The sequence below is a fragment of the Methylobacillus sp. DLP286 genome, assembly GCF_056636515.1.
Map to the genome: position 1 here is coordinate 1101570 of NZ_CM153145.1, position 25213 is coordinate 1126782.

The 25213-nt window shown below is 56.9% G+C and carries 28 protein-coding genes and 1 pseudogene; 16 read left to right on the forward strand and 13 right to left on the reverse strand.

Annotated features, from left to right (window positions below; genetic code table 11):
• Positions 1 to 21 precede the first annotated feature (21 nt).
• From leuB to ACWXTG_RS05375, 9 genes are all read right to left on the reverse strand, one after another.
• Positions 22 to 1077: a 3-isopropylmalate dehydrogenase gene (leuB, locus tag ACWXTG_RS05335; protein ID WP_480220960.1), complete on the reverse strand. Its 1056-nt coding sequence runs from the start codon at positions 1075 to 1077 to the stop codon at positions 22 to 24.
• Between the two features lie 79 nt (positions 1078 to 1156).
• On the reverse strand, positions 1157 to 1795 hold the full coding sequence (leuD, locus tag ACWXTG_RS05340; protein WP_309565523.1) for a 3-isopropylmalate dehydratase small subunit: 639 nt from the start codon (positions 1793 to 1795) through the stop codon (positions 1157 to 1159).
• Between the two features lie 21 nt (positions 1796 to 1816).
• Positions 1817 to 1945: an entericidin A/B family lipoprotein gene (locus tag ACWXTG_RS05345; RefSeq protein WP_480220961.1), complete on the reverse strand. Its 129-nt coding sequence runs from the start codon at positions 1943 to 1945 to the stop codon at positions 1817 to 1819.
• An 8-nt stretch (positions 1946 to 1953) separates the two neighbouring features.
• On the reverse strand, positions 1954 to 3360 hold the full coding sequence (leuC, locus tag ACWXTG_RS05350; protein WP_480220962.1) for a 3-isopropylmalate dehydratase large subunit: 1407 nt from the start codon (positions 3358 to 3360) through the stop codon (positions 1954 to 1956).
• 70 nt (positions 3361 to 3430) lie between these two features.
• Positions 3431 to 3925, reverse strand: coding sequence for a YajQ family cyclic di-GMP-binding protein (locus ACWXTG_RS05355; protein WP_480220963.1), 495 nt, complete (start codon positions 3923 to 3925; stop codon positions 3431 to 3433).
• A 95-nt stretch (positions 3926 to 4020) separates the two neighbouring features.
• Positions 4021 to 4332 (reverse strand): pyrimidine/purine nucleoside phosphorylase, encoded by a 312-nt coding sequence (gene ppnP / locus ACWXTG_RS05360; RefSeq protein ID WP_309565527.1) that lies wholly within the window; start codon positions 4330 to 4332, stop codon positions 4021 to 4023.
• A gap of 24 nt (positions 4333 to 4356) precedes the next feature.
• Positions 4357 to 5580, reverse strand: coding sequence for an argininosuccinate synthase (locus ACWXTG_RS05365; protein WP_480220964.1), 1224 nt, complete (start codon positions 5578 to 5580; stop codon positions 4357 to 4359).
• A 41-nt stretch (positions 5581 to 5621) separates the two neighbouring features.
• The gene (gene argF / locus ACWXTG_RS05370; RefSeq protein WP_480220965.1) at positions 5622 to 6542 is read right to left on the reverse strand and encodes an ornithine carbamoyltransferase; all 921 of its coding nucleotides are present in this window, start codon (positions 6540 to 6542) and stop codon (positions 5622 to 5624) included.
• Positions 6543 to 6561: 19 nt separating this feature from the next.
• Positions 6562 to 7740: an acetylornithine transaminase gene (locus ACWXTG_RS05375; protein ID WP_480220966.1), complete on the reverse strand. Its 1179-nt coding sequence runs from the start codon at positions 7738 to 7740 to the stop codon at positions 6562 to 6564.
• On the opposite strand from ACWXTG_RS05375, the gene ACWXTG_RS05380 reads away from it, so the two are divergent.
• From ACWXTG_RS05380 to ACWXTG_RS05395, 4 genes are all read left to right on the forward strand, one after another.
• Complete coding sequence (locus tag ACWXTG_RS05380) at positions 7740 to 8096, forward strand: hypothetical protein (RefSeq protein WP_480220967.1); 357 nt, start codon at positions 7740 to 7742, stop codon at positions 8094 to 8096. The genes ACWXTG_RS05375 and ACWXTG_RS05380 overlap by 1 nt on opposite strands.
• An 87-nt stretch (positions 8097 to 8183) precedes the next feature.
• Positions 8184 to 9308, forward strand: a complete 1125-nt coding sequence (locus ACWXTG_RS05385; RefSeq protein WP_480220968.1) for an aromatic ring-hydroxylating oxygenase subunit alpha — start codon at positions 8184 to 8186, stop codon at positions 9306 to 9308.
• 67 nt (positions 9309 to 9375) lie between these two features.
• On the forward strand, positions 9376 to 10242 hold the full coding sequence (locus ACWXTG_RS05390; protein WP_480220969.1) for a DMT family transporter: 867 nt from the start codon (positions 9376 to 9378) through the stop codon (positions 10240 to 10242).
• A 48-nt stretch (positions 10243 to 10290) separates the two neighbouring features.
• A complete protein-coding gene (locus ACWXTG_RS05395; protein WP_480220970.1) occupies positions 10291 to 11004 on the forward strand; it encodes a hypothetical protein in 714 nt (237 codons plus the stop codon).
• Between the two features lie 4 nt (positions 11005 to 11008).
• Here the strand turns inward: ACWXTG_RS05395 and ACWXTG_RS05400 are convergent, their stop codons facing one another.
• From ACWXTG_RS05400 to ACWXTG_RS05410, 3 genes and pseudogenes are all read right to left on the reverse strand, one after another.
• Positions 11009 to 11650: a response regulator gene (locus ACWXTG_RS05400; RefSeq protein ID WP_407993642.1), complete on the reverse strand. Its 642-nt coding sequence runs from the start codon at positions 11648 to 11650 to the stop codon at positions 11009 to 11011.
• Entirely contained in the window at positions 11647 to 13362 is a 1716-nt protein-coding gene (locus ACWXTG_RS05405) for a PAS domain S-box protein (RefSeq protein ID WP_480220971.1), read from the reverse strand. Before ACWXTG_RS05405 ends, ACWXTG_RS05400 begins: the two co-directional genes overlap by 4 nt.
• Positions 13359 to 14349, reverse strand: a pseudogene (locus ACWXTG_RS05410) (integron integrase). The gene ACWXTG_RS05405 and the pseudogene ACWXTG_RS05410 overlap by 4 nt, the downstream one beginning before the upstream one ends.
• A gap of 608 nt (positions 14350 to 14957) precedes the next feature.
• On the opposite strand from ACWXTG_RS05410, the gene ACWXTG_RS05415 reads away from it, so the two are divergent.
• The 9 genes from ACWXTG_RS05415 (at position 14958) to ACWXTG_RS05455 (ending at position 20673) form a co-directional block, all read left to right on the forward strand.
• Positions 14958 to 15422 carry a CFI-box-CTERM domain-containing protein gene (locus tag ACWXTG_RS05415; RefSeq protein ID WP_480220972.1) on the forward strand — a complete coding sequence of 155 codons (465 nt, stop codon included), beginning with the start codon at positions 14958 to 14960 and terminating at the stop codon, positions 15420 to 15422.
• A gap of 113 nt (positions 15423 to 15535) precedes the next feature.
• Positions 15536 to 16051, forward strand: coding sequence for a hypothetical protein (locus ACWXTG_RS05420; protein WP_480220973.1), 516 nt, complete (start codon positions 15536 to 15538; stop codon positions 16049 to 16051).
• A gap of 164 nt (positions 16052 to 16215) precedes the next feature.
• Complete coding sequence (locus ACWXTG_RS05425; protein WP_480220974.1) at positions 16216 to 17094, forward strand: DUF2971 domain-containing protein; 879 nt, start codon at positions 16216 to 16218, stop codon at positions 17092 to 17094.
• Between the two features lie 198 nt (positions 17095 to 17292).
• Entirely contained in the window at positions 17293 to 17481 is a 189-nt protein-coding gene (locus ACWXTG_RS05430; protein WP_480220975.1) for a hypothetical protein, read from the forward strand.
• Positions 17482 to 17486: 5 nt separating this feature from the next.
• Positions 17487 to 18095 carry a DUF2238 domain-containing protein gene (locus tag ACWXTG_RS05435; RefSeq protein WP_480220976.1) on the forward strand — a complete coding sequence of 203 codons (609 nt, stop codon included), beginning with the start codon at positions 17487 to 17489 and terminating at the stop codon, positions 18093 to 18095.
• A gap of 9 nt (positions 18096 to 18104) precedes the next feature.
• Positions 18105 to 18605, forward strand: a complete 501-nt coding sequence (locus tag ACWXTG_RS05440; protein WP_480220977.1) for a hypothetical protein — start codon at positions 18105 to 18107, stop codon at positions 18603 to 18605.
• A 53-nt stretch (positions 18606 to 18658) separates the two neighbouring features.
• On the forward strand, positions 18659 to 19342 hold the full coding sequence (locus ACWXTG_RS05445) for a hypothetical protein (protein ID WP_480220978.1): 684 nt from the start codon (positions 18659 to 18661) through the stop codon (positions 19340 to 19342).
• 109 nt (positions 19343 to 19451) lie between these two features.
• Positions 19452 to 20054 carry a M15 family metallopeptidase gene (locus ACWXTG_RS05450; protein ID WP_480220979.1) on the forward strand — a complete coding sequence of 201 codons (603 nt, stop codon included), beginning with the start codon at positions 19452 to 19454 and terminating at the stop codon, positions 20052 to 20054.
• A 10-nt stretch (positions 20055 to 20064) separates the two neighbouring features.
• A complete protein-coding gene (locus ACWXTG_RS05455; RefSeq protein WP_480220980.1) occupies positions 20065 to 20673 on the forward strand; it encodes a hypothetical protein in 609 nt (202 codons plus the stop codon).
• A 25-nt stretch (positions 20674 to 20698) separates the two neighbouring features.
• On the opposite strand, the gene ACWXTG_RS05460 is transcribed toward ACWXTG_RS05455, so the two are convergent.
• The gene (locus ACWXTG_RS05460) at positions 20699 to 22564 is read right to left on the reverse strand and encodes a PQQ-dependent dehydrogenase, methanol/ethanol family (RefSeq protein ID WP_480220981.1); all 1866 of its coding nucleotides are present in this window, start codon (positions 22562 to 22564) and stop codon (positions 20699 to 20701) included.
• Between the two features lie 247 nt (positions 22565 to 22811).
• Here ACWXTG_RS05460 and ACWXTG_RS05465 point away from each other — a divergent pair, with 247 nt between their 5' ends.
• The 3 genes from ACWXTG_RS05465 to ACWXTG_RS05475 all read left to right on the forward strand — a co-directional run bounded on the left by ACWXTG_RS05465 (position 22812) and on the right by ACWXTG_RS05475 (position 25170).
• Entirely contained in the window at positions 22812 to 23495 is a 684-nt protein-coding gene (locus ACWXTG_RS05465) for a PEP-CTERM sorting domain-containing protein (protein WP_480220982.1), read from the forward strand.
• Positions 23496 to 23705: 210 nt separating this feature from the next.
• Positions 23706 to 24290: a tetratricopeptide repeat protein gene (locus ACWXTG_RS05470; protein ID WP_480220983.1), complete on the forward strand. Its 585-nt coding sequence runs from the start codon at positions 23706 to 23708 to the stop codon at positions 24288 to 24290.
• 43 nt (positions 24291 to 24333) lie between these two features.
• A complete protein-coding gene (locus ACWXTG_RS05475; protein ID WP_480220984.1) occupies positions 24334 to 25170 on the forward strand; it encodes a hypothetical protein in 837 nt (278 codons plus the stop codon).
• The last annotated feature ends 43 nt before the right edge of the window (positions 25171 to 25213 follow it).

Below are 25213 nucleotides of genomic sequence, written 5' to 3' on the forward strand. Positions count from 1 at the left end.
ATCGTTGTATCTAGCTTACGATTATAGCGCTGCTACAACCGCATCGCCCATTTCGCTGCACTTGACCTTGCTGGTGCCCTCGGTCCAGATATCCGCTGTGCGGTATCCCTGCTCCAGAGCCTTCTTCACCGCATTTTCCACACGGCTGGCATTGGCCTCGTCGTTGAAGGTATAACGCAGCATCATGGCTGCGGAAAGGATGGTCGCCAACGGGTTGGCGATATCCTTGCCGGCAATGTCGGGAGCGGAACCGTGGCTAGGCTCGTACATGCCCTTGTTGTCCTGGTCCAGCGATGCGGAAGGCAGCATGCCGATGGAGCCGGTCAACATGGAGGCCTCGTCCGAGAGGATGTCGCCGAAGATGTTGCCGGTGACCATCACGTCGAACTGCTTGGGCGCGCGGATCAATTGCATTGCGGCATTGTCGACATACATATGGCTGAGCTCGACATCCGGATACTCCTTCGCCACCTCGGTCATCACCTGGCGCCAGAGTTCGGTGGTTTCCAGCACGTTGGCCTTGTCCACGGAACAGACCTTCTTGTTGCGCTTCTGCGCGATGCTGAACGCCACATGGGCGATGCGGCGGATTTCGGATTCGTTGTAGCGCATGGTGTTGATGCCTTCGCGCTCGCCGTTGGCCAGCGTGGAAATGCCGCGCGGCTGGCCGAAATAGATGTCGCCGGTCAGTTCGCGCACGATCATGATGTCCAGGCCGGAGACCACTTCCGGCTTCAGGGTGGATGCCGAAGCCAACTCGGGATACAGCAAGGCGGGACGCAGGTTGGCGAACAGGTTCAGCTCCTTGCGGATGCGCAGCAGGCCGCGCTCGGGACGCTTGTCGCGCGGTAGGGTATCGTACTTCCAGTCGCCCACCGCGCCAAGCAGCACGGCATCGGCCTCCTTGGCGAGTTTGAGCGTCGCCTCGGGCAATGGGTCGCCGGCCGCTTCGTAACCTGCGCCGCCGATCGGCGCTTCCTGCAACTCCAGGTCGAGATCAAGCGCTTTCAGCACCTTGACGGCTTGCGCCACGATTTCAGGACCGATGCCGTCGCCCGGCAATACCGCAATCTTCATAAACGTGTTCCCAGATATTGAATTGATTTGAACAGGAGCAATCCATGCCGCGCCCTATGGCGGGCAGCATGGATCATGGTTAATTGAACAGCCAGGGCTGCGCGGCCTTATGCTTGGCTTCAAACGCCTTGATGTCGGACACGTGCTGCAAGGTCAGGCCGATATCGTCGAGACCGTTCAATAGGCAATGCTTGCGGAACGGGTCTATCTCGAAAGCATAGCTTTTGCCGCCGGGCGTCTGCACGGTTTGCGTCTGCAGGTCGACCAGCAAGTGATAACCCTCGTTGGGCTCGACTTCCTTGAACAGGCTATCGACGATTTCCGCATCGAGGACAATCGGCAGGATGCCGTTCTTGAAGCAGTTGTTGAAGAAGATGTCGGCGAAGCTCGGGGCGATGATGGCGCGGAAACCGTAATCGAGCAGCGCCCACGGCGCATGCTCGCGGCTGGAGCCGCAGCCGAAATTCTCGCGCGTCAGCAGGACGCTGGCGCCCTGGTAGCGCGGGAAGTTGAGCGGGAAGTCAGGATTCAACGGCCGCTTGCTGTTGTCCTTGCCCGGCTCGCCCTGGTCCAGATAGCGCCACTCATCGAAGGCGTTGGGGCCGAAGCCCGCGCGCTTGATCGACTTCAGGAACTGCTTGGGGATGATGGCGTCGGTATCGACATTGGCGCGATCCAAGGGGGCCACCAATCCATTCAACTGGGTAAATGCTTGCATATTGATCCAATAAACGATTCGTTACTTGGTTGATTTCTGTATGGCTTCGCCGGCCTTTTCGATGTCCTTGCCCATGCCGTTGATGGTATTGCATGCGGCCAGGGCCATCGCCAGCAATGCCATGACCGCCATCATGAACACTTGTCGCATGGCTGGGCTCAATTCAGCAATTGGCGCACGTCGACGAAATGCCCGGTCACCGCCGCGGCAGCCGCCATTTCAGGACTGACGAGGTGGGTACGGCCGCCTGCGCCCTGACGTCCCTCGAAATTGCGGTTCGAGGTGGAGGCGCAACGCTCGCCCGGCTCCAGACGATCGGCATTCATCGCCAAACACATGGAGCAGCCGGGCTCACGCCATTCGAAACCGGCTTCCTTGAAAATCCTGTCCAGGCCTTCCTGCTCCGCCTGCGCCTTGACCAGACCAGAACCCGGCACTACCATCGCCAGCTTGACGTTGGGTGCGACGTGCTTGCCCTTGGCCACAGCCGCGGCGGCGCGCAAGTCCTCGATGCGGGAATTGGTGCAGGAGCCGATGAACACCTTGTCGATGGGGATTTCCGAGATCGGGGTATTGGCCTGCAAGCCCATGTACTGCAAGGCGCGCTCCATGCCGCTGCGCTTGGTCGGGTCGTTTTCCTTGGTGGGGTCTGGCACGATGCCGTTGACCGCCGTCACCATTTCGGGAGAAGTGCCCCAGGTAACCTGCGGCTCAATTTCTTCAGCCTTGAGTTCTACCAGGGCATCGAACTTGGCGCCCTCGTCGCTATGCAAGGTGCGCCAGTAGGCCACTGCCGCATCCCATTGCTCCGGCTTGGGCGCATAGGGACGGCCCTTGACGTAATCGATGGTGATGTCGTCCACGGCCACCATGCCGGCGCGCGCGCCCGCCTCGATCGCCATGTTGCACAATGTCATGCGCCCTTCCATACTCAAGCCGCGAATCGCCGATCCCGCGAACTCGATCGCATAGCCGGTGCCGCCCGCGGTGCCGATCTTGCCGATGATCGCCAACGCAATGTCTTTGGCAGTGACGCCAGGGCCAAGCTGGCCCTCCACACGCACCTGCATGGCCTTGGATTTCTTCTGCACCAAGCATTGAGTCGCCATTACGTGTTCGACTTCTGAAGTGCCGATGCCGTGCGCCAATGCGCCAAACGCGCCGTGGGTGCTAGTATGGGAGTCGCCGCAGACCACGGTCATGCCAGGCAAAGTCGCGCCCTGCTCAGGCCCCATGACATGCACGATGCCTTGGCGCGCATCGCCCATCCTGAATTCGGTCACGCCGAAATCTCTACAGTTCTGGTCCAGCGTTTCCACCTGCAGGCGCGAGATCGGGTCAGCAATGCCCTGGCTGCGGTCGGTGGTCGGCACGTTGTGGTCAGGCACCGCCAGCACGGAACTGATGCGCCATAGCTTGCGGCCGGCCATCTTCAGGCCTTCGAACGCCTGGGGGCTGGTCACCTCATGCACCAGGTGGCGGTCGATATAGATCAACGCGGCACCGTTTTCCTCACGCACCACGTGGGAATCAAACAATTTGTCGTAAAGCGTTTTGGCTGACATACGATCCTTCTAATCCTGCTGATACAGTCCGTTTAACGTCACGAGACGGTTTATGGTTGAATCCGGCCGCTCAATCGCGGAAGTTGCCGAACTGCAACGGGAAATCCGTGATGGACTTCCTGACGAAGGCGATCGCCTCCTGCAACACATCGCGCTTGGCGCCGGTCACGCGCACCTCGTCGCCCTGGATGCTGGCCTGCACCTTGAGGCCGCTATCCTTGAGCAGCTTGACGATTTTCTTCGCCAGTTCGGCATCGATGCCATCCTTGATCTTGAGCACCTGCTTGACCTTGTTGCCGGAAATCTTCTGCACGTCCTGGTGATCCAGGCGCTTGGCGCTGTCGGCTTCCTTCTTTTCCATCGCGGGCAGGAGGATGGCCTTGATCTGGTCGAGCTGGAAATCCGAATCGCCATGCAAGGTGATCAGGTTATCCTTTTCGTTCAGCTCGACACTCGCGCTGGTGCCCTTGAAGTCGTAGCGGTTGGTGATCTGGCGGCCAGCGACATCCACCGCATTCTTCAATGCGACCATATCGACTTCAGAAGAAATATCAAATGAAGGCATCGTTATCCATCCTCATCCAAATTCAACGCTGCATGCCGGTAAGCCCGGCGTGAGGCAGCGATTTAAATACTCAACAAATACAAGTGTTGCAAGGCTTATTCGAAATGACAGACGTAATCCAGCGTTTCCGTCACTTCAATGTCGAAGCTGGAATTGCCCGGCACGGTGAATTTCTCGCCCGCGCCGTAAGTCTTCCACTCGCTTTCGCCATTGAGGCGCACCTTGCAGGCGCCGCTGTTGATTTCCATCAGCTCGGGAGAACCGGTATTGAAGGTCAGCGTGCCGGGAAAAATCACGCCCACAGTCGCACGGGTGCCGTTCGGGAACAGCACGGTATGGCTGACGCACTTGCCATCGAAATACACATTGGCTTTTTTCTTGACGCTCACATTGTCGAACTGGGCCACGACGCTTCTCCTAAAATTAGTTGGTTACTGCTTGTTGTTGCGCAGGTTGGCTGCAATGCGCATGCGCAAGGCATTCAGCTTGATGAAGCCGCCCGCATCACGGTGGTCGTAGGCGCCTGCATCGTCCTCGAAGGTCGCGATATTCGGGTCGAACAGCGAATCTGTCTTGGAGTCGCGGCCGGTCACGATCACGTTGCCCTTGTACAGCTTGAGCTTGACCCAGCCATTGACGGTCTGCTGGGTATGGTCGATTAACGTCTGCAGAGCAACGCGCTCAGGACTCCACCAGTAGCCGTTGTAGATCATGCTCGCATAGCGCGGCATCAAGTCGTCCTTCAGGTGCGCCACTTCGCGGTCGAGGGTAATGGACTCGATCGCGCGGTGCGCCTTGAGCAGGATGGTGCCGCCCGGGGTTTCGTAACAGCCGCGCGACTTCATGCCGACGTAGCGGTTTTCCACCAGGTCGAGGCGGCCGATGCCGTGCTTGCCGCCCAGGCGGTTCAGCTCCGCGAGCAGTTCGTGCGGCTTCAATGCCTTGCCATTCAATGAGATGGGGTCGCCATTGCGATATTCAATCTCCAGGTATTCGGCTTCGTCCGGCGCGCGCTCGGGCGATACTGTCCAACGCCACATATCTTCCTCGGCTTCCGCAGCCGGGTTTTCCAGGTGGCGGCCTTCGTAGGAAATATGCAGCAGGTTGGCGTCCATGCTGTACGGACTGCCGCCCTGGCGGTGCTTCATCTCGACAGGAATGCCATGTTGCTCGGCATAAGCCAGCAGCTTCTCGCGGCTGAGCAAATCCCATTCGCGCCATGGCGCGATGATCTTGATGTTGGAGTTGAGCGCGTACGCGCCCAGCTCGAAACGCACCTGGTCGTTGCCCTTGCCGGTGGCGCCATGCGAGACCGCATCGGCATTGGTTTCCTGGGCGATCTCGATCAGGCGCTTGGCGATCAAGGGACGTGCAATCGAGGTGCCGAGCAGGTATTCGCCTTCATATACGGTATTGGCGCGGAACATCGGAAACACGAAGTCGCGCACGAACTCTTCGCGCAGGTCGTCGATATAGATTTCCTTGACGCCGAATTTCTTGGCCTTTTCCCGCGCCGGCTCCAGTTCTTCGCCCTGGCCAATATCCGCAGTAAAGGTCACTACCTCGCACTGGTAGGTATCCTGCAGCCATTTCAGGATCACGGAGGTATCCAGGCCGCCGGAATAGGCCAGCACGACTTTCTTCACATCACTCATTTCGCTATTTCTTTCTCGATTAAATCCAGTTCAACCCAGGTTTATGCCTGCACCCTGCCCAGCAGCAAATACTCCATCAATGCCTTCTGCACGTGCAGCCGGTTCTCGGCCTCTTCCCACACCACGGACTGCGGGCCGTCGATCACGGCAGCCTCGACCTCTTCGCCGCGGTGCGCGGGCAGGCAGTGCATGAACAAGGCATCCTTGCCTGCGACGCGCATCATGTCGGCATCCACCTGCCAGTCGTGGAAGTCGCGGCGGCGCTCTTCGTTCTCGGCCTCGAAGCCCATCGAAGTCCAGACATCGGTAGTGACGAGGTCGGCGCCGCGTGCGGCCTCCATCGGGTCGGTGAATTCTTCGTAATGGTCGGTGCCATAGAGGTTGGCGCGCTCGGGTTCGACCTCATACCCGGGCGGCGTCGATACATGCACGTTGAAATCCAGCACTTCGGCCGCCTGCAGCCAGGTATTGCAGACGTTGTTCGAATCGCCGATCCAGGCCACGGTCTTGCCCTTGATCGAACCGCGATGCTCGATATAGGTGAAGATATCGGCCAGGATCTGGCAGGGATGGTATTCATTGGTCAGGCCGTTGATGACCGGCACGCGCGAATTGGCGGCAAAGCGCTCGATGATCTCCTGCTCGAAGGTACGGATCATGACGATGTCGCTCATGCGCGAGATGACTTGCGCCGCATCCTCCACCGGCTCGCCGCGCCCCAATTGGGAATCGCGCGTGTTGAGATAGATGGCGGAGCCGCCCAACTGCTGCATGCCTGCCTCGAACGACAGGCGCGTGCGGGTGCTGGCCTTCTCGAAAATCATCACCAGGGTGCGGTCGGTCAGCGGCCAGTATTGCTGGTAGGCCTTGAACTGCTCCTTGATCCAGCGCGTACGGTCGAAAATATGCGCCAGCTCGTCTGCATTCAGGTCGTTGAACTGCAAGAAATGTTTGATTGCCATAACGTTTATATTCCCGCGATCAAGCCAAAAACTTCTTGATTAAAGGTGCCAGGATATCCACCACTTGCTGCGCTTCCTGCTCGTTCATGACGAGCGGCGGCAACAGGCGGATCACTTTTTCTGCCGTCACATTGATCAGCAAGCCTGCTTCCAGCGCCTGCTTGACCAGTTCCACACACGGGCGGTCCAGCTCTATGCCTATCATCAGGCCCGCATTGCGGATCACGCTCACGCCGGCCACGTTTTGCAGGCTGGCAGCAAAAGCCTCGCGTATGTAATTGCCCAATTGCTCGGCATGCGCGAGCAGTCCGTCGGACTCGATGATGTCCAGCGTCGCCAACGCAGCGCTGCAGGCCAGCGGGTTGCCGCCGAAAGTAGAGCCGTGTTTGCCATAGGTAAATACTTCCGCCGCCGGGCCATGTGCCAGACAGGCGCCGATGGGTACGCCCGAGCCCAGCCCCTTCGCCAGGGTCATGACGTCGGGCACTACATCGGTGTGCTGGAATGCAAACCAGGTACCGGTACGCGCCACGCCGCTTTGCACTTCGTCCAGCATCAGCAGCCAGCCATGGGTATCGCAAATCTCGCGCAAGCCCTTGAAATACGCCGCCGAGTCACGCGGCACATTGATGCCGCCCTCGCCCTGGATAGGCTCGAGCAGGATGGCGACAACGTTCTTGTTGTGCCGCGCCACCTGGCGCACGGCATCGAGGTCATCGAACGGCACGCGGATGAAGCCGCTCACCAACGGCTCGAAACCGGCCTGGGTCTTGCGGTTGCCCGTGGCGGAAAGCGTTGCCAGGGTGCGGCCATGGAATGCGCGTTCCATGACGATGATTTCAGGATTTTCTATGCCCTTGTTGTGCCCATAGAGTCGTGCAAGCTTGATGGCGGCCTCATTGGCCTCGCAACCGGAATTACAGACAAACACCTTGTCCATGCCGGAAACCTCGCACAACTTGTCCGCAAGCCTGGACTGCTCGGCAATGCCGTAGACATTCGAGACATGGATCAAGCGGCCGGCCTGCTCGCTAATGGCGGCCACCAGGCGAGGATGCGCATGGCCCAGGCCATTGACCGCGATCCCGGCCAATGCGTCCAGGTAACGCTTGCCCTCGGTATCCCAGAGCCATGCGCCCTCCCCCTTGGTGAAGGTGACAGGCTGACGGGCGTAGGTATTCATCAAATGTTCGGACATTGCAGTATCTAGCCTCTACGTTTGGATACAAGCTTAAGCTCAAAAACAAAAACGGCGGCACCAGCCGCCGTTTACAGCATCATGCGGCACCCTCAGCGGTCGAGCGCGCGCTTTTTCAGCAGTCGGATGGCTGCCAGCAGAGCAATACCAGTTGCTACCTTGCGCACTACAGTCTTCATGAGGTCACCGTCGAAATTCTACAAATGGAAACCCGGCCAAAACCTGCCACTACGCCGGACTTTGCCAAGCTTTCAAGCTATTTAAACATTTTTCTTCAAGGGCTCGAGAGTAGCGCAAATCCCGGATTTAGGCAAGAATTAGGCAAGAGGATTTATGCATTAAACCACAGGCAGTGATGCAAACCGGGTTTCAAAATCCTTGGGTTTAAGGCAGAATCTAATGTTCGCTCGAATTCAAGATATTTACTCACAACCCTGCATTATATGGTGTCGCTAGCCACAGTTACCAAGATGCCCGATCAGGGCCATGATGCGCAATCCGGCACCCAGTTGCCGGTTTCCTGGTACACGGACCCTGCCGTTTACGTCCTTGAACAGCAGCATCTGTTCGCCCACTCGCCCCATTACATCGGGCACGAGCTCATGGTTCCCGAAGTCGGCAGCTACCACGCCTTATCATGGATGAACAATGCCAAGGCGCTGGTCCGCAACGAAAACGGCATCGAGCTGATCAGCAACGTCTGCCGCCACCGGCAGGCGCTCATGCTCAAGGGCAGCGGCAAGACCAAGAACATCATCTGCCCCTTGCACCGCTGGACCTACGATACCCGCGGCCAGCTGCTGGGCGCGCCTCACTTCAAGGAAAACCCCTGCCTCAACCTCAATAAATCCTCGCTGAAGAACTGGCAAGGCCTGCTTTTCGACAGCAAGCGCGATATTGCGCAGGATTTGCAAAAATTAGGTTGCAAACAGGACTTCGACTTCACCGGCTATATGCTCAACCGCGTGATGGTGGATGAATACAAATTCAACTGGAAAACCTTCATCGAGGTCTACCTGGAAGACTACCATGTCGGCCCCTTCCATCCCGGCCTCGGCCACTTCGTCGATTGCGAGGACCTCAACTGGGAGTTCGGCGACTGGTACAGCGTGCAGACAGTGGGCGTGCACAAGGCCCTACAAAAATCCGGCTCCTTGATATACGACAACTGGCACAATGAAGTGCTGCGCTACAACAAGCAGCAGCCGCCCAAGTATGGCGCGATCTGGATGGTGTACTACCCATTCCTCATGATCGAGTGGTACCCGAACACGCTGGTGGTCTCCAACATCATTCCGCGCGGACCGGACGCCTGCACCAATGTAGTCGAGTTCTATTACCCCGAGGATATCGCCCTGTTCGAGGAAGAATTCATCGCAGCGCAACAGGCGGCGTATACCGAGACCGCCGTGGAAGACATGGAAATCTGCCAGCGCATGCATGACGGCCGCCATGCGCTGGCCGCCCAAGGCATCGATGAGCGCGGCCCCTACCAGCACCCGATGGAAACCGGCATGCAGCACTTCCATGCCTGGCTGCACAAGCAATTGGACCCGCACCTGAAATAACCCTCTCCAGGCAAGCATATTGCCTGCTCAATATTTGGGCCTGCACGCCAGGCCGGAAAGACGAACCTTGAACCTGCCCAGACTCGGCAGCCTGTGGATGCTGGTTGCCGCCTTCTTTTTTGCCATCATGGGCGTTCTGGTCAAGCTGGGGGCGGCAAAATTCAGCAGCGCGGAACTGGTGTTCTACCGCTCGCTCTTCGGCCTGCTGTTCATCATCTTCGTCGCGCGCTACCGTCGCGTTTCGCTCAAGACCCGGCTCGTCAACACGCACATGAAGCGGGCGATTCTCGGCTTCGCGTCGCTGATCTGCTTTTTCTTCGCCATCAGCGAATTGCCGCTCGCCACCGCCATCACGCTCAACTACACCTCGCCCTTGTTCCTGGCGATGGCCCTGCCGTTCATGCTGCACGAAAAGCCCCGCAAGATCCTGCTGCTTGCCGTAGTGCTTGGCTTCGTCGGCGTCGCCTTGTTACTCAAGCCCAGCCTGCACATGGATGAGCTGATCGCGGGCGCCATCGGCCTGCTCTCGGGGGCAATGGCGGGCATCGTATACGTTCATGTTACTCAGCTTGGCCGTGCAGGCGAGCCGGACTGGCGCACGGTGTTTTACTTCACGCTGGTCTGCACCATAGGCGGCGGCCTATGGATGCTGTTCTATCGCTTCACGCCGCTGGACTGGCCGGACCTGCCGCTGCTGCTGGGGCTGGGCGTATCGGCCACCATCGCCCAGCTTGCCCTGACACGTGCCTACCGTACCGGCAGCCCGCTCGTGGTCGGCAGCCTGGCCTATACCACAGTGGTACTGGCCAGCCTGTTCGGCATCCTGATCTGGAACGAGACACTATCCTCGGACCGCTGGCTCGCTGTCGGCCTGATCATCCTCAGCGGCATCATCAGCGTATGCGCGACGCCTAAACCCAAGAAAGACACCTAGGCCGGATAAAAGGTTAAACTTCAGCCAGATGCGTCCGTAGAATATGGAATGACCCTCTTGCCTTCCCGCCACATTGCCAGCATTGCATGCACAGCGCTGCTAAGCTTCACGCTGGCAGGCTGCATGGGCGGGCCCATCGCGCAGCAAGTGGCCTCATCCCTGCTGATGCGCGCTGCGGACCAGGCGACGTCCAATGCCTACGACGCATATTTGCTGAAAGACCCGTCCACGTCCTCTCCCGGCCATGAATCCAGCGCGACGGCCGCCATTCCCGGCCATGGCGGCGCCATTCACGCCGCCCCATCGTCGCAGCCGCAAATTGATGAGTATTGGAGTGCCTTCCTCAACGCGGGCTTTACCGAGATCAAGCCTTCTGCAGAGCCTTTGCCTGAACACGCGGCCAGCGCATCAAAAGACGAAAGCCACGCCATGACGGCGAGCGAGCTGGTCGCCATCGAGGTCTGGAGCACGCTGGTGGGAGAAGAAAAAACCGCCGTCCTGGAGCGGGCCAGGCTGCTCGGCAACGATCTGCCTCAGATCCAGGAACTAGCGCAATGGCAAATGGCAGTGGGCGCGTCCATCGCCTCGCCGCAATCGCCAATCACCTTCCTGGTGCCTCCCGAGCTTGGCCGCATCAGCAGCGGCCAGGAATTGCTGGTGGAAATATCCGGGCAAAACGACCTGAACATTGCACGCTACCTCATGCAGCCGCAACACGCCTTCCAGCAGGCCTCGGGCCACCCTGCTGTCAACCAGCGCTGAATCCTCAAGGGTCGATCAAGCCGGACCGCATCGCGATCAGGGCGATCTCGGCCGAATTATTGGCATTGAGCTTCTGCTTGATATTGTAGAGATGCGTGCCGACAGTACGCGGCGACAGGGACAAGGTGTCGGCGATTTCGTTGGTGGTCTTGCCCTTGGCCAAGGCCATGAACACCTCGAACTCGCGGTCGGAGAGGATATCCACGGGATTCTGCTGCCCTGAAATCTGCTGGATCGCCATCTGCTGGGCCACATTGGCCTCAAGATACATCTTGCCGCCCGCCACCGTATGGATCGCCTTGATCAGCTCCTCGGCCGCGCTGCGCTTGGTCAAATAGCCCATCGCGCCCGCATTCAGCACGCGCTTGGGATGCACGGAATCCTCATGCGCGGACAATACCAGGACGCGCGCATGCTCATCCTTGGCCCGGATGCGGTCTATCGCCTCCAACCCGCCTATGCCCGGCATGGTGATATCCATCACCACCACATCCGGCTGATGCTCCTGGTACAGTTTGATGGCCTGTTCGCCGCTCTCCGCCTCGGCAATCACCTGGATCGCCTGGTCCGACTCAAGCAGCAGCTTGAACCCCATGCGCACCACGGCATGGTCATCCACCAGCATCACCTTGATTGCTGCACTCATGACACTCTCTCCGGAATCGTCACCAATATGGCGGAACCCTGGCCCGGCAGGGAATCAATGCTGAAACTGCCATACAGGGCCTGAGTGCGCTCCCGCATCCCCAGCAGTCCGAAATGGCGGCTTTGGTCCACATTGCACATATTCATGCCGATGCCATTGTCCTTGATCAAAAGTGTGAGGGTACCATTTTCATGGCGTGAAAGGCTGATATCGATACGGTCGGCCTGCGCATGACGCAAGGCATTGGTGACGGATTCCTGCACGATGCGATAGAGGTTGATGTTCAGGCTTTCCCCCAGCAAATCCAACTTGCCCTGCAATTCCAGGTTGAACTTCACGTTCGGGTTCTGCGCCTGCCAATCGGCGACGGCATCGCGCAAGGCTTCAGACAAACCGAGGTTGTCCAGCGACCCGGGGCGCAAGTGGCGGATGATGTTATGCATGCCGTCGTAAATATGGTTGGCTGCCGAGACGATGGTTTGCGCGCTGCTTTCTATGCTCGGCATATCCTGCCTGGTCTTGTTCGCGATCGCTACAGCAAAGGTCTTGATCGCGGTGACGTACTGCCCGAGCTCGTCATGCAGCTCGCGCGCCAAGCTGCGGCGCTCGTCCTCGATATGGCGCTGGATCAGGTGCGTCAATTGGCGGTTTTCCTCCAGCTTGCGGGCAGTTTCCTCCGCCAGCTTGCGCTCGGTGATGTCGCGCATGCTGCAAATCTCGCCGATCAGCTCGCCGGTTTTCGGGTCCATCAGCGGCGCGGCGGAAAGCGACACATCGAGCAGCTTGCCGTCGCGCGCCACCCGCTGCGTATCGTAATGCTCCACCAGGCCATTCGACAGCATATTTGCCATGTTGCGTTCCAGCTCACTCTCATGGTTAGGCGGCATCAGCAGCTCGGCAGACCTGCCGATGATGTCGGCCGACGCATAGCCGAACATGCGTTGCGCTGCGGGGTTCCAGAAGGAAATATTGCCGTTGAGGTCGTGAATCATGATCGCATCCGCACTCTGCTGCACGATCAGCGCAAGACGGCGGTTTTCCTCGGTGCGCTCGCGCAACGATTCGCCCATCAGGTTGAAATTCTGCGCAATGCGCGAGAACTCGGGCACCTTGAACCTGGGCAACCTAATATCCAGGTTGCCCTGCTCCACAGCGGAAATCGCTTTGAGGATATCGTTCGCGGGCCTGAGCCAGCGCCCCAGCATCCAGTAAATCAAGGCGTTGAGCACGAAGAAGAACCCGGTCTCGATCCAGAGCAGGTTCTGGAACGAAGCCCAGGATTCGCGGATCGCCCCGGCCGCATCGGACGCCACCACCAGCATACCGAAGCGGATGCGCCTCGACACCACCTCCGGCTCGGGTTCCACCATGCGGGCAAACCAGCGCGGCGGGGTTTCATTGGCGCGATACGTGGATGGCGGCGACTGGTACATCAGCTCGCCCTGCGCGTTGTAGAGGAAAATCTCGCTGCTGCGCACGTGCCCCAGCGATTGCAGAAAGGTATGCATCACGTCATGCGTATAGCCCCATTCCGGGTTCTGCCGCGAATTGATAATGACCGTGTCAAGCAACTGCACGGTCACCCGCGTCGCCGCCTCCACGCTCTCCTCCGTGGAGATGCGCATGCCCTTGATCACCACATAGCCCACCGCCACCATCAACAGCAGCAACAGAGTGGTAATCAGGAGATTGAATCTGACACGTAAGCTCATAGTAAATTATCCAATGGACTGCTCACACCGCGCGCGCCCTTGTTCAATACATGGGTATAAATCATCGTTGTCGAAACATCGCTGTGACCCAACAGCTCCTGCACAGTACGGATATCGTAACCGCTCTCAAGCAAATGAGTGGCGAAACTATGGCGAAACGTATGAGGCGTTGCATGCTTGGCAATGCCGGCATCCACCACAGCCTGCCTCACCGCACGCTGAATTGCCTGGTCCTGCACATGGTGGCGCCTTGCCTGCCCTGCCTCACCTTCACACGGATCAGTCGACAACCGCGCAGAAGGAAACACATATTGCCACCCCCATTCCCGGTTTGCATTCGGATACTTGCGCTGCAACGCATGGGGCAGATATACCGCACCATGCCCCGCCGACAAATCCTGCTCGTGCAATACCTTCACCTGCTTCAAATGCTCCCGCAAAGGTTTCACCAATACCTGTGGCAACATCGTCACCCGGTCTTTAAATCCCTTGCCGTCCCGAACCAGAATCTCGCCACGGGCAAAATCCACATCCTTCACCCGCAAGCGCAACACCTCCAAAATCCGCATCCCCGTGCCATACAACAAACTGACAACCCAGATGATGGGTCCCGCTCAAGCGCGCCAATATCTGCTGAACCTCTTCAACCGCCAGTACAACCGGCAATCGCCTGGGCGCTTTTGAACGTTCCACCTTATCTAGCCATGGCAACTTGATATCCAGTACTTCTTTATACAAAAACAACAATGCGCTTTTCGCCTGATTCTGCGTTGAAGCAGATACCTTGCCCTCAACTGCATGATAAGTTAAAAACTGCTCAACCTCGGCAGCACCCAGTTCCCTCGGGTGCCGCTTGTCAAAATGCAAAATGTACCGTTTAATCCAGTCAACATAAGCCTGCTCAGTACGGATGCTGTAATGCTTGAAGCGGATTTTACCCCGCACCTGATCGAGCAATTTTGGCGATGCATTATTTGGCGGATGCATTTTTAAAATTTAGGCCGCACTAAAAAATACTAACTTAATGATTAAACTATACATTAAATTAAATATCATCAACCCAAAAACCCATTTGACGGAAAATAAAGCGTCAAATAGGATGGCTACTTTACGTTAGGCGTCAGAGTGAGGCCATGAAGTTATGAGTGCAGTTTATATAGCATGGTGGGGCGCGGGTCTTTCTACGCTTCTAGCGTTGGTGAGATTATGGGAAGCTTGGCGTGACCGCTTTCAGGTTGATGTCGGTGGTAATTTTCCGGACTTCCCCGGAACAAACGTCATTCGTATCCGCAATTTGACAGGGCATGCTGTCATTCTTTGCTATTGGGAGCTATTTTATGCTTCTGGGCGCAGGCCTTTCCTCAAGCTCTCTCCGCTTTCCTCTCCTGAGGAAATTTCTGATCGCAGAATAGAAGCACGCACAAGCATGGAACTTAGCTTCTCTGAGGCCAATTACTTTTTTACTAGTGCCAACACCTTGAACGGGCGGAGTATTTACATTCGCTTGGGCTTCGCTGGCCGGAGACCGGTCCTGAGAAGAGTGCTATGAACCAGATAGCGCCTAACAGTTCATTCAAGCGTTAGGAGATAGAAATATGCCATCACCAAAAGATACTCGCGGTCCAATTGTTAAAACTGGGCCAACAAAAGGACAAAATAGGTCTAAAAATGATAATGGGCAGTGGCGTAAAAAGCGTAGTGACTCTGGCTCAAGCCGCAGTAAAAAAGGAGGCCTCTGTTTTATAACTACTGCAGTATGTAACCACCGTGGCCTTGAAGATGATTGCAAAGAGCTCGAAACTTTGCGTGAGTTTAGAGATAACTACCTATTAAAAACCCCAGAAGGTAATGCGCTCGTCCAAGAGTACTACAAGATTGCTCCGGAAATCGCCGAAAAAATAACGCAACCTGATGACTTGCAATATGTATGGAGCACCATACAAAAGTGTCTTATGTTAATTGAATCTAATGCGAACAACGAAGCCATTCATGAATATAAAAATATGGTTTACGCGCTTTCTGAAAAACTCCTAACCAATCCATCAAGCGGGGCGCGCTAAAGCGCGCCCCTTATGTCAAACGTTAGGCGCATCACGGGCACATTGCTCGTAATCACGAAGCTCGTGATACCGAAATGCGAAGCACACTTCAGTTACGAAACTCCGAGGGACTCATGAAAGACATCACGCCAAGTCGCCAGACTGGACAACTGAGCATCATCCACATCATTGGCTTGTTGTTTGCCTTTGGCGTGGCGGTCACCATAGCCATAGGCGTTCTTGACAACCGCAAAAAGGAGCAAGTCGAAAAGGAAGCACAGCAGGTGCAGCTTGCGAAGATTGCCGCGCTGGTCAAGACCTACTACGGTCAAGGCGAGATTAAGGCTGGCACGTTCGGTTCGTGGAAAGTCATAAACGTGCGGACTCGATCAGACAACCCGTTCTCGGACAAGATCAACATTGTTGAAGTTCGGTTAGCGGTCAGTGACCGAACATTTCAAGACATGCAGCAACGGTCGCCCGAGGGACGATTCCGCGCCGCGTCGAATGGATGCCCGCCAGTCGGCCATGAGATATATGGCCTCCTAACAAACAATGACAACCTGACACTGCAACTCGAAGTTGGCGGCACTGTCTTCATCGACGTCGATTGCGCACGCTGGGCAGGCAATATTGGCCGGAAAGCTTGACATTTCGGAATACCTCTGAGAACAAGTTCGCTGCCGCATTGACTTGGCGCAATACCCCGCACTCGCGGAGGCGCCTAACCCTTCCATCGAGAGGACTCGCCCCGGCAAGCCGGGTCGAGCCTCTCATGTCAAACGTTAGGCTTATTTATGGGAGACCATCGCATATGAGCGAACGCAGGCTCACTAACTTCAAATACCGGTCTGGCTCTGCGGCCTTACGTAGCTTATCGGAAGGCACCATTTATTTCGCTCGACCGGATGAATTGAACGATTCTCTTGAGGCTAAGTTCGCCCCGGCTGACCCCATGTCTTACCAACGAAGACTTGCGCAGACGCTGACGGAGCTAGCAGCCGAAAGGAATGAGCTGGTTAAATATGAACCGGAAGAGGAGGTGGCTGAGCACTACGCCAAAATGATTCAGGAAGAAGACACGGCATTTGCTACCCATTGCCAGAAAGTCGGTATTTTTTCCGGTACAAAACGTCCTACTAACCAGCCTTTGTGGGCATATTACTGCAACGACTCGCGTGGTTTTTGCTTTGAATTTGAATGGCCCGAAGACGTAATACAAGAATTCAGTCTTCGTCCGACATTCGTGCACTACACCACCGAACCGCGTATTCATGACCGCTTCGAGGACATGCATGCCGCACTCATCGAGGTCGGACAGCAGAATCCTAATTGGAGCGTGGAACAGATTTACGAGCATTTTTGCTCTAAAAATTTCTTCGCCAGATGGCTGGCCCGGTCAATGGGCCGGGCCGTGTCGAACAAGCATGCCGATTGGACCCATGAGGAAGAGTTACGAATGTTAAGCCCCATAGCTGGGCCGTTACCGGTTCTCAAGCAGATTCTGAAGCGAGTCTACTTCACGCGAACCGACTTCCCGGAATGGGGGCCAGTTCAAATGCTGTTGCACCAACTCTACCCAGATGTCGAACTAGCACAGGTCATTTTTAACCATACCGAGCCGCTAGTTCACGTCCAGCCGATGCATAGAAAGTTGGTTCCGATACCGATGTCCATTACAGAGCCAGCCTAAGTGAGAATCGAGTCCTCCATGAACACACTTACGCCTACCCCCTCGGTCAAGCGGGACCGTCTTCCGGCATACCGCCTACAGACGTCCCCTTACCGCCAACGTTAGGCATTGAGAGACTATGCAATAACTCTGTTGCATAGCCCTGCTGCTCGTTGTGTCCCCGACCACCTTCACAAGCACAACTGACATGATCGGGTTTTGCTGTATGTGCTTAAGGCCTATAATCCCGCCATGCCGAACAAATACAAAGACATTTTCAACCTCAGCGTCGCAACCATCCTGGGCACCATTACCGGCCTGACGCTCGACAACCTGCTGATGGGCGCCGTGGTGGGCATTGCCCTCGGGATTGTATTTTCCTTATTCAACAAGCCTGACCAAGATTGAGCCATATGCGACTTCGGTGGCTGCAGCTTGGCAGCCTGCTCCTGCTTGCAGCCTTGGCAGCCTCCGGCATTCGTCCCTACGACCGAATCACTTGGCTGATGGAAGTGCTCCCGGTACTGATCGTGCTGCCTATCTTGTGGGCAAGCTACCGCAACTACCCTTTGACTACGCTGCTCTACGGCTTGATCTTCCTGCATGCATTGGTGCTGATGATGGGCGGTGCCTATAGCTATGCGCGCGTTCCGCTGGGTTTCGAGATGGCGCAATGGCTGGGCCTGGAACGCAACCCTTATGACAAGATCGGGCATTTCATGCAGGGCTTCGTGCCTGCGATTGCCGTGCGGGAAATCCTGCTGCGCGGCGCTTATGTGCGCGGAAAAAAGATGCTGATATTCCTGGTGTTAAGCGTCGTGCTTGCGATCAGCGCCGCCTATGAGTTGATCGAGTGGGCCGCGGCGTTGATCATGGGACAAGGTGCGGACGAGTTCCTCGGCACGCAAGGCGATGAATGGGATACGCAATCCGATATGGCGTTTGCGCTATTGGGCGGAGCTTTTGCCCTGTTGCTGCTGTCCCGGTTGCATGACCGCGCCCTGGCGCGGCTGGGAAAGTAGGCTGGCCTCATGATGCAAAGACTAAGGTGGATGGTCGTCATATGCTGCCTCGTTGCCAGCCAGGCCTTGGCAGCTACGCCTAAAGCGCTTACGGCACAGGTTGAGCGCCTGGCGGCCTTGCTCAGCGACGGGTTTGCCGTCGGCTACCCGGGGGCCACGCAAACGCAGGTATTGTCCAGGCATGGCCAGGAAACCACGACATTGGCGGTGTTCACTGTGGAGGGGTTCGGCGGCGGCAATAATTTCCGCCAGTATCTCGCGGCTTTCAGCAGCGACGAGGCGGCAGACAAGTCCTATTACAGCCTGCTCGACGTCATTCCGATTGGCGCCGGCGGCTGGCGCAGCATTGTCGGCCTGCAGGCAAAGGTGACAGGCCGGGCCAAGCAAGGCGGCGTGCTGTTCACCATGCCGATTATGGAAAACCTCTCCGATGATGCGGTCAACTTCCCCAGCAAGAAAGCCAGCATCCGCCTGCTGCTGGAAAACGGCCGGCTGAGGGAGTTGAAATAGCCAGGCAATCGGGCGATGATGCATGCTAGATCATAGAAGGAAACCCAACCGGCATGCCCCTCACCGACCAGCAGAAAATCGACCTCTTCGACCGCATTTGGCAGGAATACGTCACGACCCACGGCCTGGGCGGCATGGCAAAAAACGACTTTGACGCCTTGCTGCTATGGGAATATGCCCAGGCAGTGCAGACCGCCGACACATTCCGCCTCAGCTCCGTGTTCCGCATCCGCGAATCCCGCGCCAAGAGCCTGCTGGAAAGCGCCGCGATCAAGTTCGGCCAGTTGACGGAGGCCGAGGCCTGGTCGCAATTGCTCGATGCGCTGGCAAGCGTGGACTACCATGTGGAAAGCGTGGAAAAAGGCCAGATGCGCTTTCACCTGAAAACGCCATTGCTGTTCCGCCATCTGCAAAACCAGGCGCGGCTGGCGGATGACAGCCTGAGCTTCAACGCGGCATCGGAATATGTGATTGGCAACCTCGCCACGCTCTACCGCATCCTGGACCATTGCTGGGAAGAACAGGCTTTTGGCCCGGAATGGCAGGGACAACCGCTGGAGCAAGCGCGCGAAAAAATCCGCGCGATTATCGGCAACATCGGCCGCCATATTGCAGAAAACCACCTGGAAGAACTGAAGTCCCATAAGAAATCACGGTTGCCTGCCATATTGGAATACGGCAGCAAGCTCAGCGGCATTGGCGGATTCGTCAAAGCGCTGCTGAGCACGTCCTCCTGAACATGGCAGATTGCACCCCATCGACCTGCATTGCCAGCACCATTTAAAGATATACCCATATCGTCATTTCTGCCCTATGATGTGAAGCAAAGACATCAGGGAGCGCATCATGACGATGGACGAGATGATCAAGTCAGTGCAGAAGGCGCTTGGCGTGCAGGTGGATGGCAAAGCAGGCCCGGAAACCTGGGGAGCGATTTATCGTCAATTGGTGACACGAGAACCCCTCACTGCGCCTCCGGTCCCCGATATCGCCGACCCGCAAAGCGAAAAGCACATCGCCACCTTACTACCCGAAGTCAAACCGCTGGCCCGCGCCTTGGTTGAAAAGGCCGCCAATGCAGGTATCCGCATTCGTATCATCAGCGGGCTGCGCACCTATGCGGAACAGGATGCGCTTTATGCCCAGGGCCGGACTTCGGCCGGCAATATCGTCACCAATGCGCGCGGCGGCTACTCCAATCACAATTTCGGTATCGCATTCGACATCGGCGTGTTCGAAGGCAACCGCTACTTGGGAGACTCCCCAAAATACAAGGCCGCAGGCGTACTCGGCGAGGAACTGGGGTTGGAATGGGGCGGTAACTGGAAAACCATCGTCGACCAGCCGCATTTCCAGCTCAGGCCTGCATGGGCATTGAATATTCCCGAACGCCAGATGCTGGCTGAATGCAGGCAGCGCTTATCTGTCGGCACTGCAGTCTTCGCCTAGGAGCTTAGCGATGAATGAAAACAAGACAGGCAGCTGGTGGCAAACCATCCCCGGGATATTGACGACGATTGCCGGCATCGTCACGGCATTGACAGGCCTGGTAGTGGCATTGCAGCAAACTGGATGGTTTGGCAAGCCGGAGCCGGCAGCGACATTACAAGTCCCGCCCTCACCCACTGCGAGCCAGCAGGCGGAAAGGGCGCAACCTGCGTCTTCCCGCCCGGCGCCGGTAACAGCAGATGCTGCGAATATCCAGCTTCCCGATGGCAACAGCGTGCAGATGGATAGCGGCACCGGCTACCAGTTTCGCTATACCATTCTTTCCGCCACGACCATGCCTGAACCGTCCAATCAGCAGCGCCTTCGGCTCAATATCCGCGCCTGGACCAGCGCGTCCGGCGGACTGAATTTCTGGAGCGATTCGTTTCGGCTGATCATCGGCGACATGCGCATCAAGCCCAGCAACATGCTCAATGAACTGGTGGCGCGGGATGAAACCAAGGATGCGCTGATCGAGTTCGTCATCGATGGCGATATTCGTGCCGCCACTCTCGCCATCACTGTCGGTGGCCTGGACTTTTCCGGTAACCAGCGCGAACTCAAGCTCACATGGCAATAGCGCATCAGCACCGCTTTCGGTATACCTATAGCGCAAATACGTTCAGCGCACCGCTCCCTGGCGCGGCATTGTAGCGGCCGAGCTCCCGAAACACACCCGCAGTGCCCGCCCCATCGCTATCGCCACTCAAGCCCTGATTGAGCGCAACCCCGGCCCAGCCGCCGATGCCTGAGAAAACCGCGACGTATTGCCTGCCGCGATGCTGATAGGTCATGGGGTTGCCCACGATGCCCGAGCCGACCTGGAAGCGCCATAACTCCTTGCCATTACGCGCATCCAGGGCCTTGAACCATCGATCCAAGGTGCCGTAGAACACCAGTTGCCCGGCGGTTGCCAACGCCCCGCTCCACACCGCGAATTTTTCGCGGTTGTACCAGGCCGGCTTAGCCTTGAGCGCATCCCAGGCCATGAAGGCGCCCATGTCGCCGTCCGGCCCCGGCTGCATGGTCAGGCTCGCGCCGGCCCACGGCTGGCCGGCGACATACTTGGCCTCCACGGCCTCGTAAGTCATGCACAGGTGATTCATCGGCACATAAAACCAGCCGTTTTTCGGGGAATATGCCGCAGGCTGAATATTCTTGACCCCGATCGCGGACGGACAGATTGCCGCGGTTTCCTGGTCCTCATGCGTGGAGTAACGGCCATCCTTGAGCGGTATCCCGGTCTGCAAGTCGATGCCGGCCGCCCAGTTGACGAAGGGATGCATTTTCTCCGCCGACAGCAATTTTCCGCTCCGGCGGTCCAGGGTATAGGCAAAGCCGTTGCGGTCGAAATGCGTCGCCAGTTTTTGCCCGCCGCGATCCCAGAGGATCAGTTCGTTGACGCTGTCGTAATCCCATTCGTCATGGGGCGTCAGTTGGTAGCCCCACCTCGCCATGCCAGTATCCAGGTCGCGTGCAAAGAGCGTCATGGCCCATTTATTGTCCCCGGGCCGGATATCCGGGTTCCATACCGAGGGATTGCCCGTGCCGTAGTAGACCAGGTTGAGCTTGGGATCATAGGAAAACCATCCCCAGACCGGCCCCCCGCCATGTTGCCAGCCATTGGCGGCCGCCTGCGGCTTGAGCCAGGTTTTGACCCCCAGATCAGTCTCGGGAAACTTCAGTTTTTCCCTTGGCAAAGCGCGGAACGAGCCGCCCTCCCTGTTGCCGCCGGCTATGTCCTCGTAGGCTGAGAGCGCATTGTAATGCGGGTTCTCGGCATTGAAGTCCGGCCCGATCAACACGTCGCTATCCGGCCCGGTGCTGTAGGCTTTCCATTGCAATTGGCCGTCCTGCAACGCGTAGGCCGCAAGAAAGCAACGCACGCCGAACTCGCCGCCGCTGCAACCCGTCAGCACCTTGTCCCTGAAGACATAAGGCGCATTGGTATTGGTGGCGCCGATTTTGGGGTCGTTCACCTGGACTTCCCATACCTTGTGCCCATCACGGCTGTCCAGTGCCAGCAATAGCCCGTCGTTCTGCTGCAGTAATATCTTGCCGTCGCCATACGCCAAGCCGCGACTCACATTGTCGCAGCAGAGGATGGCCTCGATATCGCTGGATTGCTTGGGGAAATAGGCCCAGAGAATCTTCCGGTCATGGTCCAGATCCAGCGCATAGACATTATTGGGAAACGCCGTATGCACATACATCACGTTCCCCACCACCAACGGCGCCCCTTCGTGCCCGCGTTGCACACCGGTGGAAAAGCTCCATGCCAGCTTCAGGCGCGAAACATTGTGGGGATTGATCTGGCCGAGGCGGCTATAGCCCTGGTTGTAGTAATCCTTGCGCGGGCTTGCCCATTGGCGGTCGTCATCCATGAGCGTTTGCAGCGTATCTGCCGCAAATGCCGAAGCAGTGGGAACAAGGCAGAGGGAAAGACTAACGAGAGAAGAGAATATCCGCATCCCGAACCAACGTTCTATAGGGCTTGTGGATGACAGGGAAAAGCAAAAACACCTGTTTCGTTCAAGCAAAGGTAAATTGTGTTGACACATAACGAAAAATAAACATAATACAAATCATTCTTATTTGTATGACAGATAGGAACTCGCCAGCCCAGCTTGTGCTCATTGCAAGACGGCTAGCGAAGATGTCCGGATTTTCATTGGGAAAATCCGGTTGATCATTCTCAACACTAAGGAAACTAACAAAATGAACATGACATCTGTTCGCACCGTCGTCGGTGCAAGCCTGCTCGCAGCGGCAACCCTGGCTCAAGCGAATGCAACCTTCGATAGCTTTGTAGATGTGGACGGCTCCGTATCCTTCGACGGTTGGAACCAGCTCAACCGCGGCCGCCTGGATGCCGACGGCAATGCCGACCCATTGACCGCAGATCACTTGGTTGCCGGCACTCTAGGCAATGTTGCTGGTTCCGGGGACGCCGTGCTCACCCGCACTTCCGGCAGCCACTACCCTGCTGGCGCAGGCCTTTATGGCGGTCCTTCCACCTTTACGTTCACCGATACAACCGTGGATAGCAGCGCTTCCTCCTTGGTGTTCCAAGGCATCCTTAACGACTTCAGCTCCGTCATGGGCGGCGGTGATATCAGTATCACACTAAGCTACAATGGTGGTGATCAGAACATTGCTGGCAGCTTGGTAAGCTTTGTCGACACAGAATGGGCTGCCGACTACTACCAATACAGCTGGGATTTCTCCAACCTGGGCGAAACCGTGACTTCCTACACCATCAATTTCGGCATCGGCTACTCCCAACTCCTGGCTTTCCAGGTTGACCAAGTTGCCGCCGTGCCTGAACCATCCAGCTACGCGATGCTCATGCTGGGTCTGGGTGCTGTAGGTTTCGCAGCACGCCGCCGCAAGCAAGCCTAATAGGCTACTCAAGCGCTACTGCAGCATATGCAGTAGCGCTTTTCCCTCATATCCTAAAAATCTTGGGACAACCACCTCGACAGTGAGGTGAAAATCTAGACTTGCCCCCATTCGATCTATCGCTATAGAATCAATATAAGTTCATGCTTATTATTGGGAAATAAGCATGTCATGAGTGCGTTGATTTAAAAAAGAATAACTCAAACACCAATGAAAAATTTTCTTATATTTCTGACTATATTAGTCAACCTGTCCGCTTACGCGTCCAACCCGAACAAGCAAACTGTCCGTATCTGCGATGAGCAAGGTTGTTCAGACCGTCCGCGCAGCGGATCCACCTTCGTCCCTGAATCCTCCATCTCGCCAGAAGAAAAGCAGAAGATCGAGCAACTCACCGCACTGGCGGAGAAGGACCCGCGTGCAGCTTTTGACCTTGGCCTAAGGTATTTCCGTGGCGACGGTATCACCCGCAATTCATATCAAGCACTGACCTGGATGCGCCATGCCGCAGAGCGCGGCGACGGCGACGCCCAGCTGGCAGTCGGCCGTTTCTACCTGATGGGCCTGGAAGAGATGGGCTCAGACCCTGCCGAGGCTGAATCCTGGCTGAGTATGGCCGCAGGCAAGGGCAACCAAGAAGCGCAAACGCTGCTGAAACAGGCACAGGAAGCCAAGAAAAATGAAGTGGAATACCGCAGGTGGCTGAATCTTTACCGGCCTTACTGGTACGGATATTGGCATAGCGGCTATACCTACCGCAGCTATTGGCGCGGATCTTCCTGGTATTTTTATTGATACGTTTACGATTACCTCAACCCCAACCTTAGCGAGAATAAGCATGTTCAAGAAAAAACTTAACCTGGCAATGGTGTTGCTGCCATTGACACTGGCTGGCTGCGTCAGCACCGATGGCCCCGGCCTGGGCGGTATGCTGTCCACTGGTTCATCGCCGACTGCAGCTTCCGGCGCAGCGGCTGGCAGCACCAGCGCGGATGCAAACTCCAACCTGGAGCGCTGCAAGGCTCCCCTTGGCACGATTGCCATGGATGACGGCCGCGACAAGGAATGGTTTACCACTTTCGGTTCCGCTACCAAAGTCACCAGCATCGAGCCCTTGTTGCGCTTGGCGGTGCAGCAGTCGAACTGCTTCGTGATCACCGCTATCGGCAACAGCCGCACTGACGGCCGCATCTCCGCCATCACCGACAAGCAACGCAACTCCGGCGAATTCCGCGTTGGATCCAACCAGCAAAAAGGCCAGCGCGTAGCTGCCGACTACTTCCTTGAACCAGCGATCATCATCGACAACGACTCCACCGGTAAAATCGCAGGCGCCTTGGGCAGTCTGATTGGCAACGGCATAGGCACATTGGCTGGCTCCCTGGAATCCAAGGTATCTGTCGTGACATTGTCTTTATACGATATCCGTTCTTCCGTGCAAATCGGCATTGCGGAAGGCAATGCCACCGCCACTAATTATGGTGCCGCACTCGGCGCCTTTGGCGGCGGCGCAGCAGGCAGCCTCGGCGGCTTCTCCCGCACGCCCGAAGGCAAGGCGACTGTCGCCGCATTCGTGGATGCCTACAACAAAATGGTAGTTTCACTGCGCCACTACAAGGCACAGGAAGTTGAAGGCGGCCTGGGCACAGGCGGCAAATTGAAGGTCGGCAAGTAAGCCATTTGCTAATCACACCCAGGGAGAATGCCGATCGGCATTC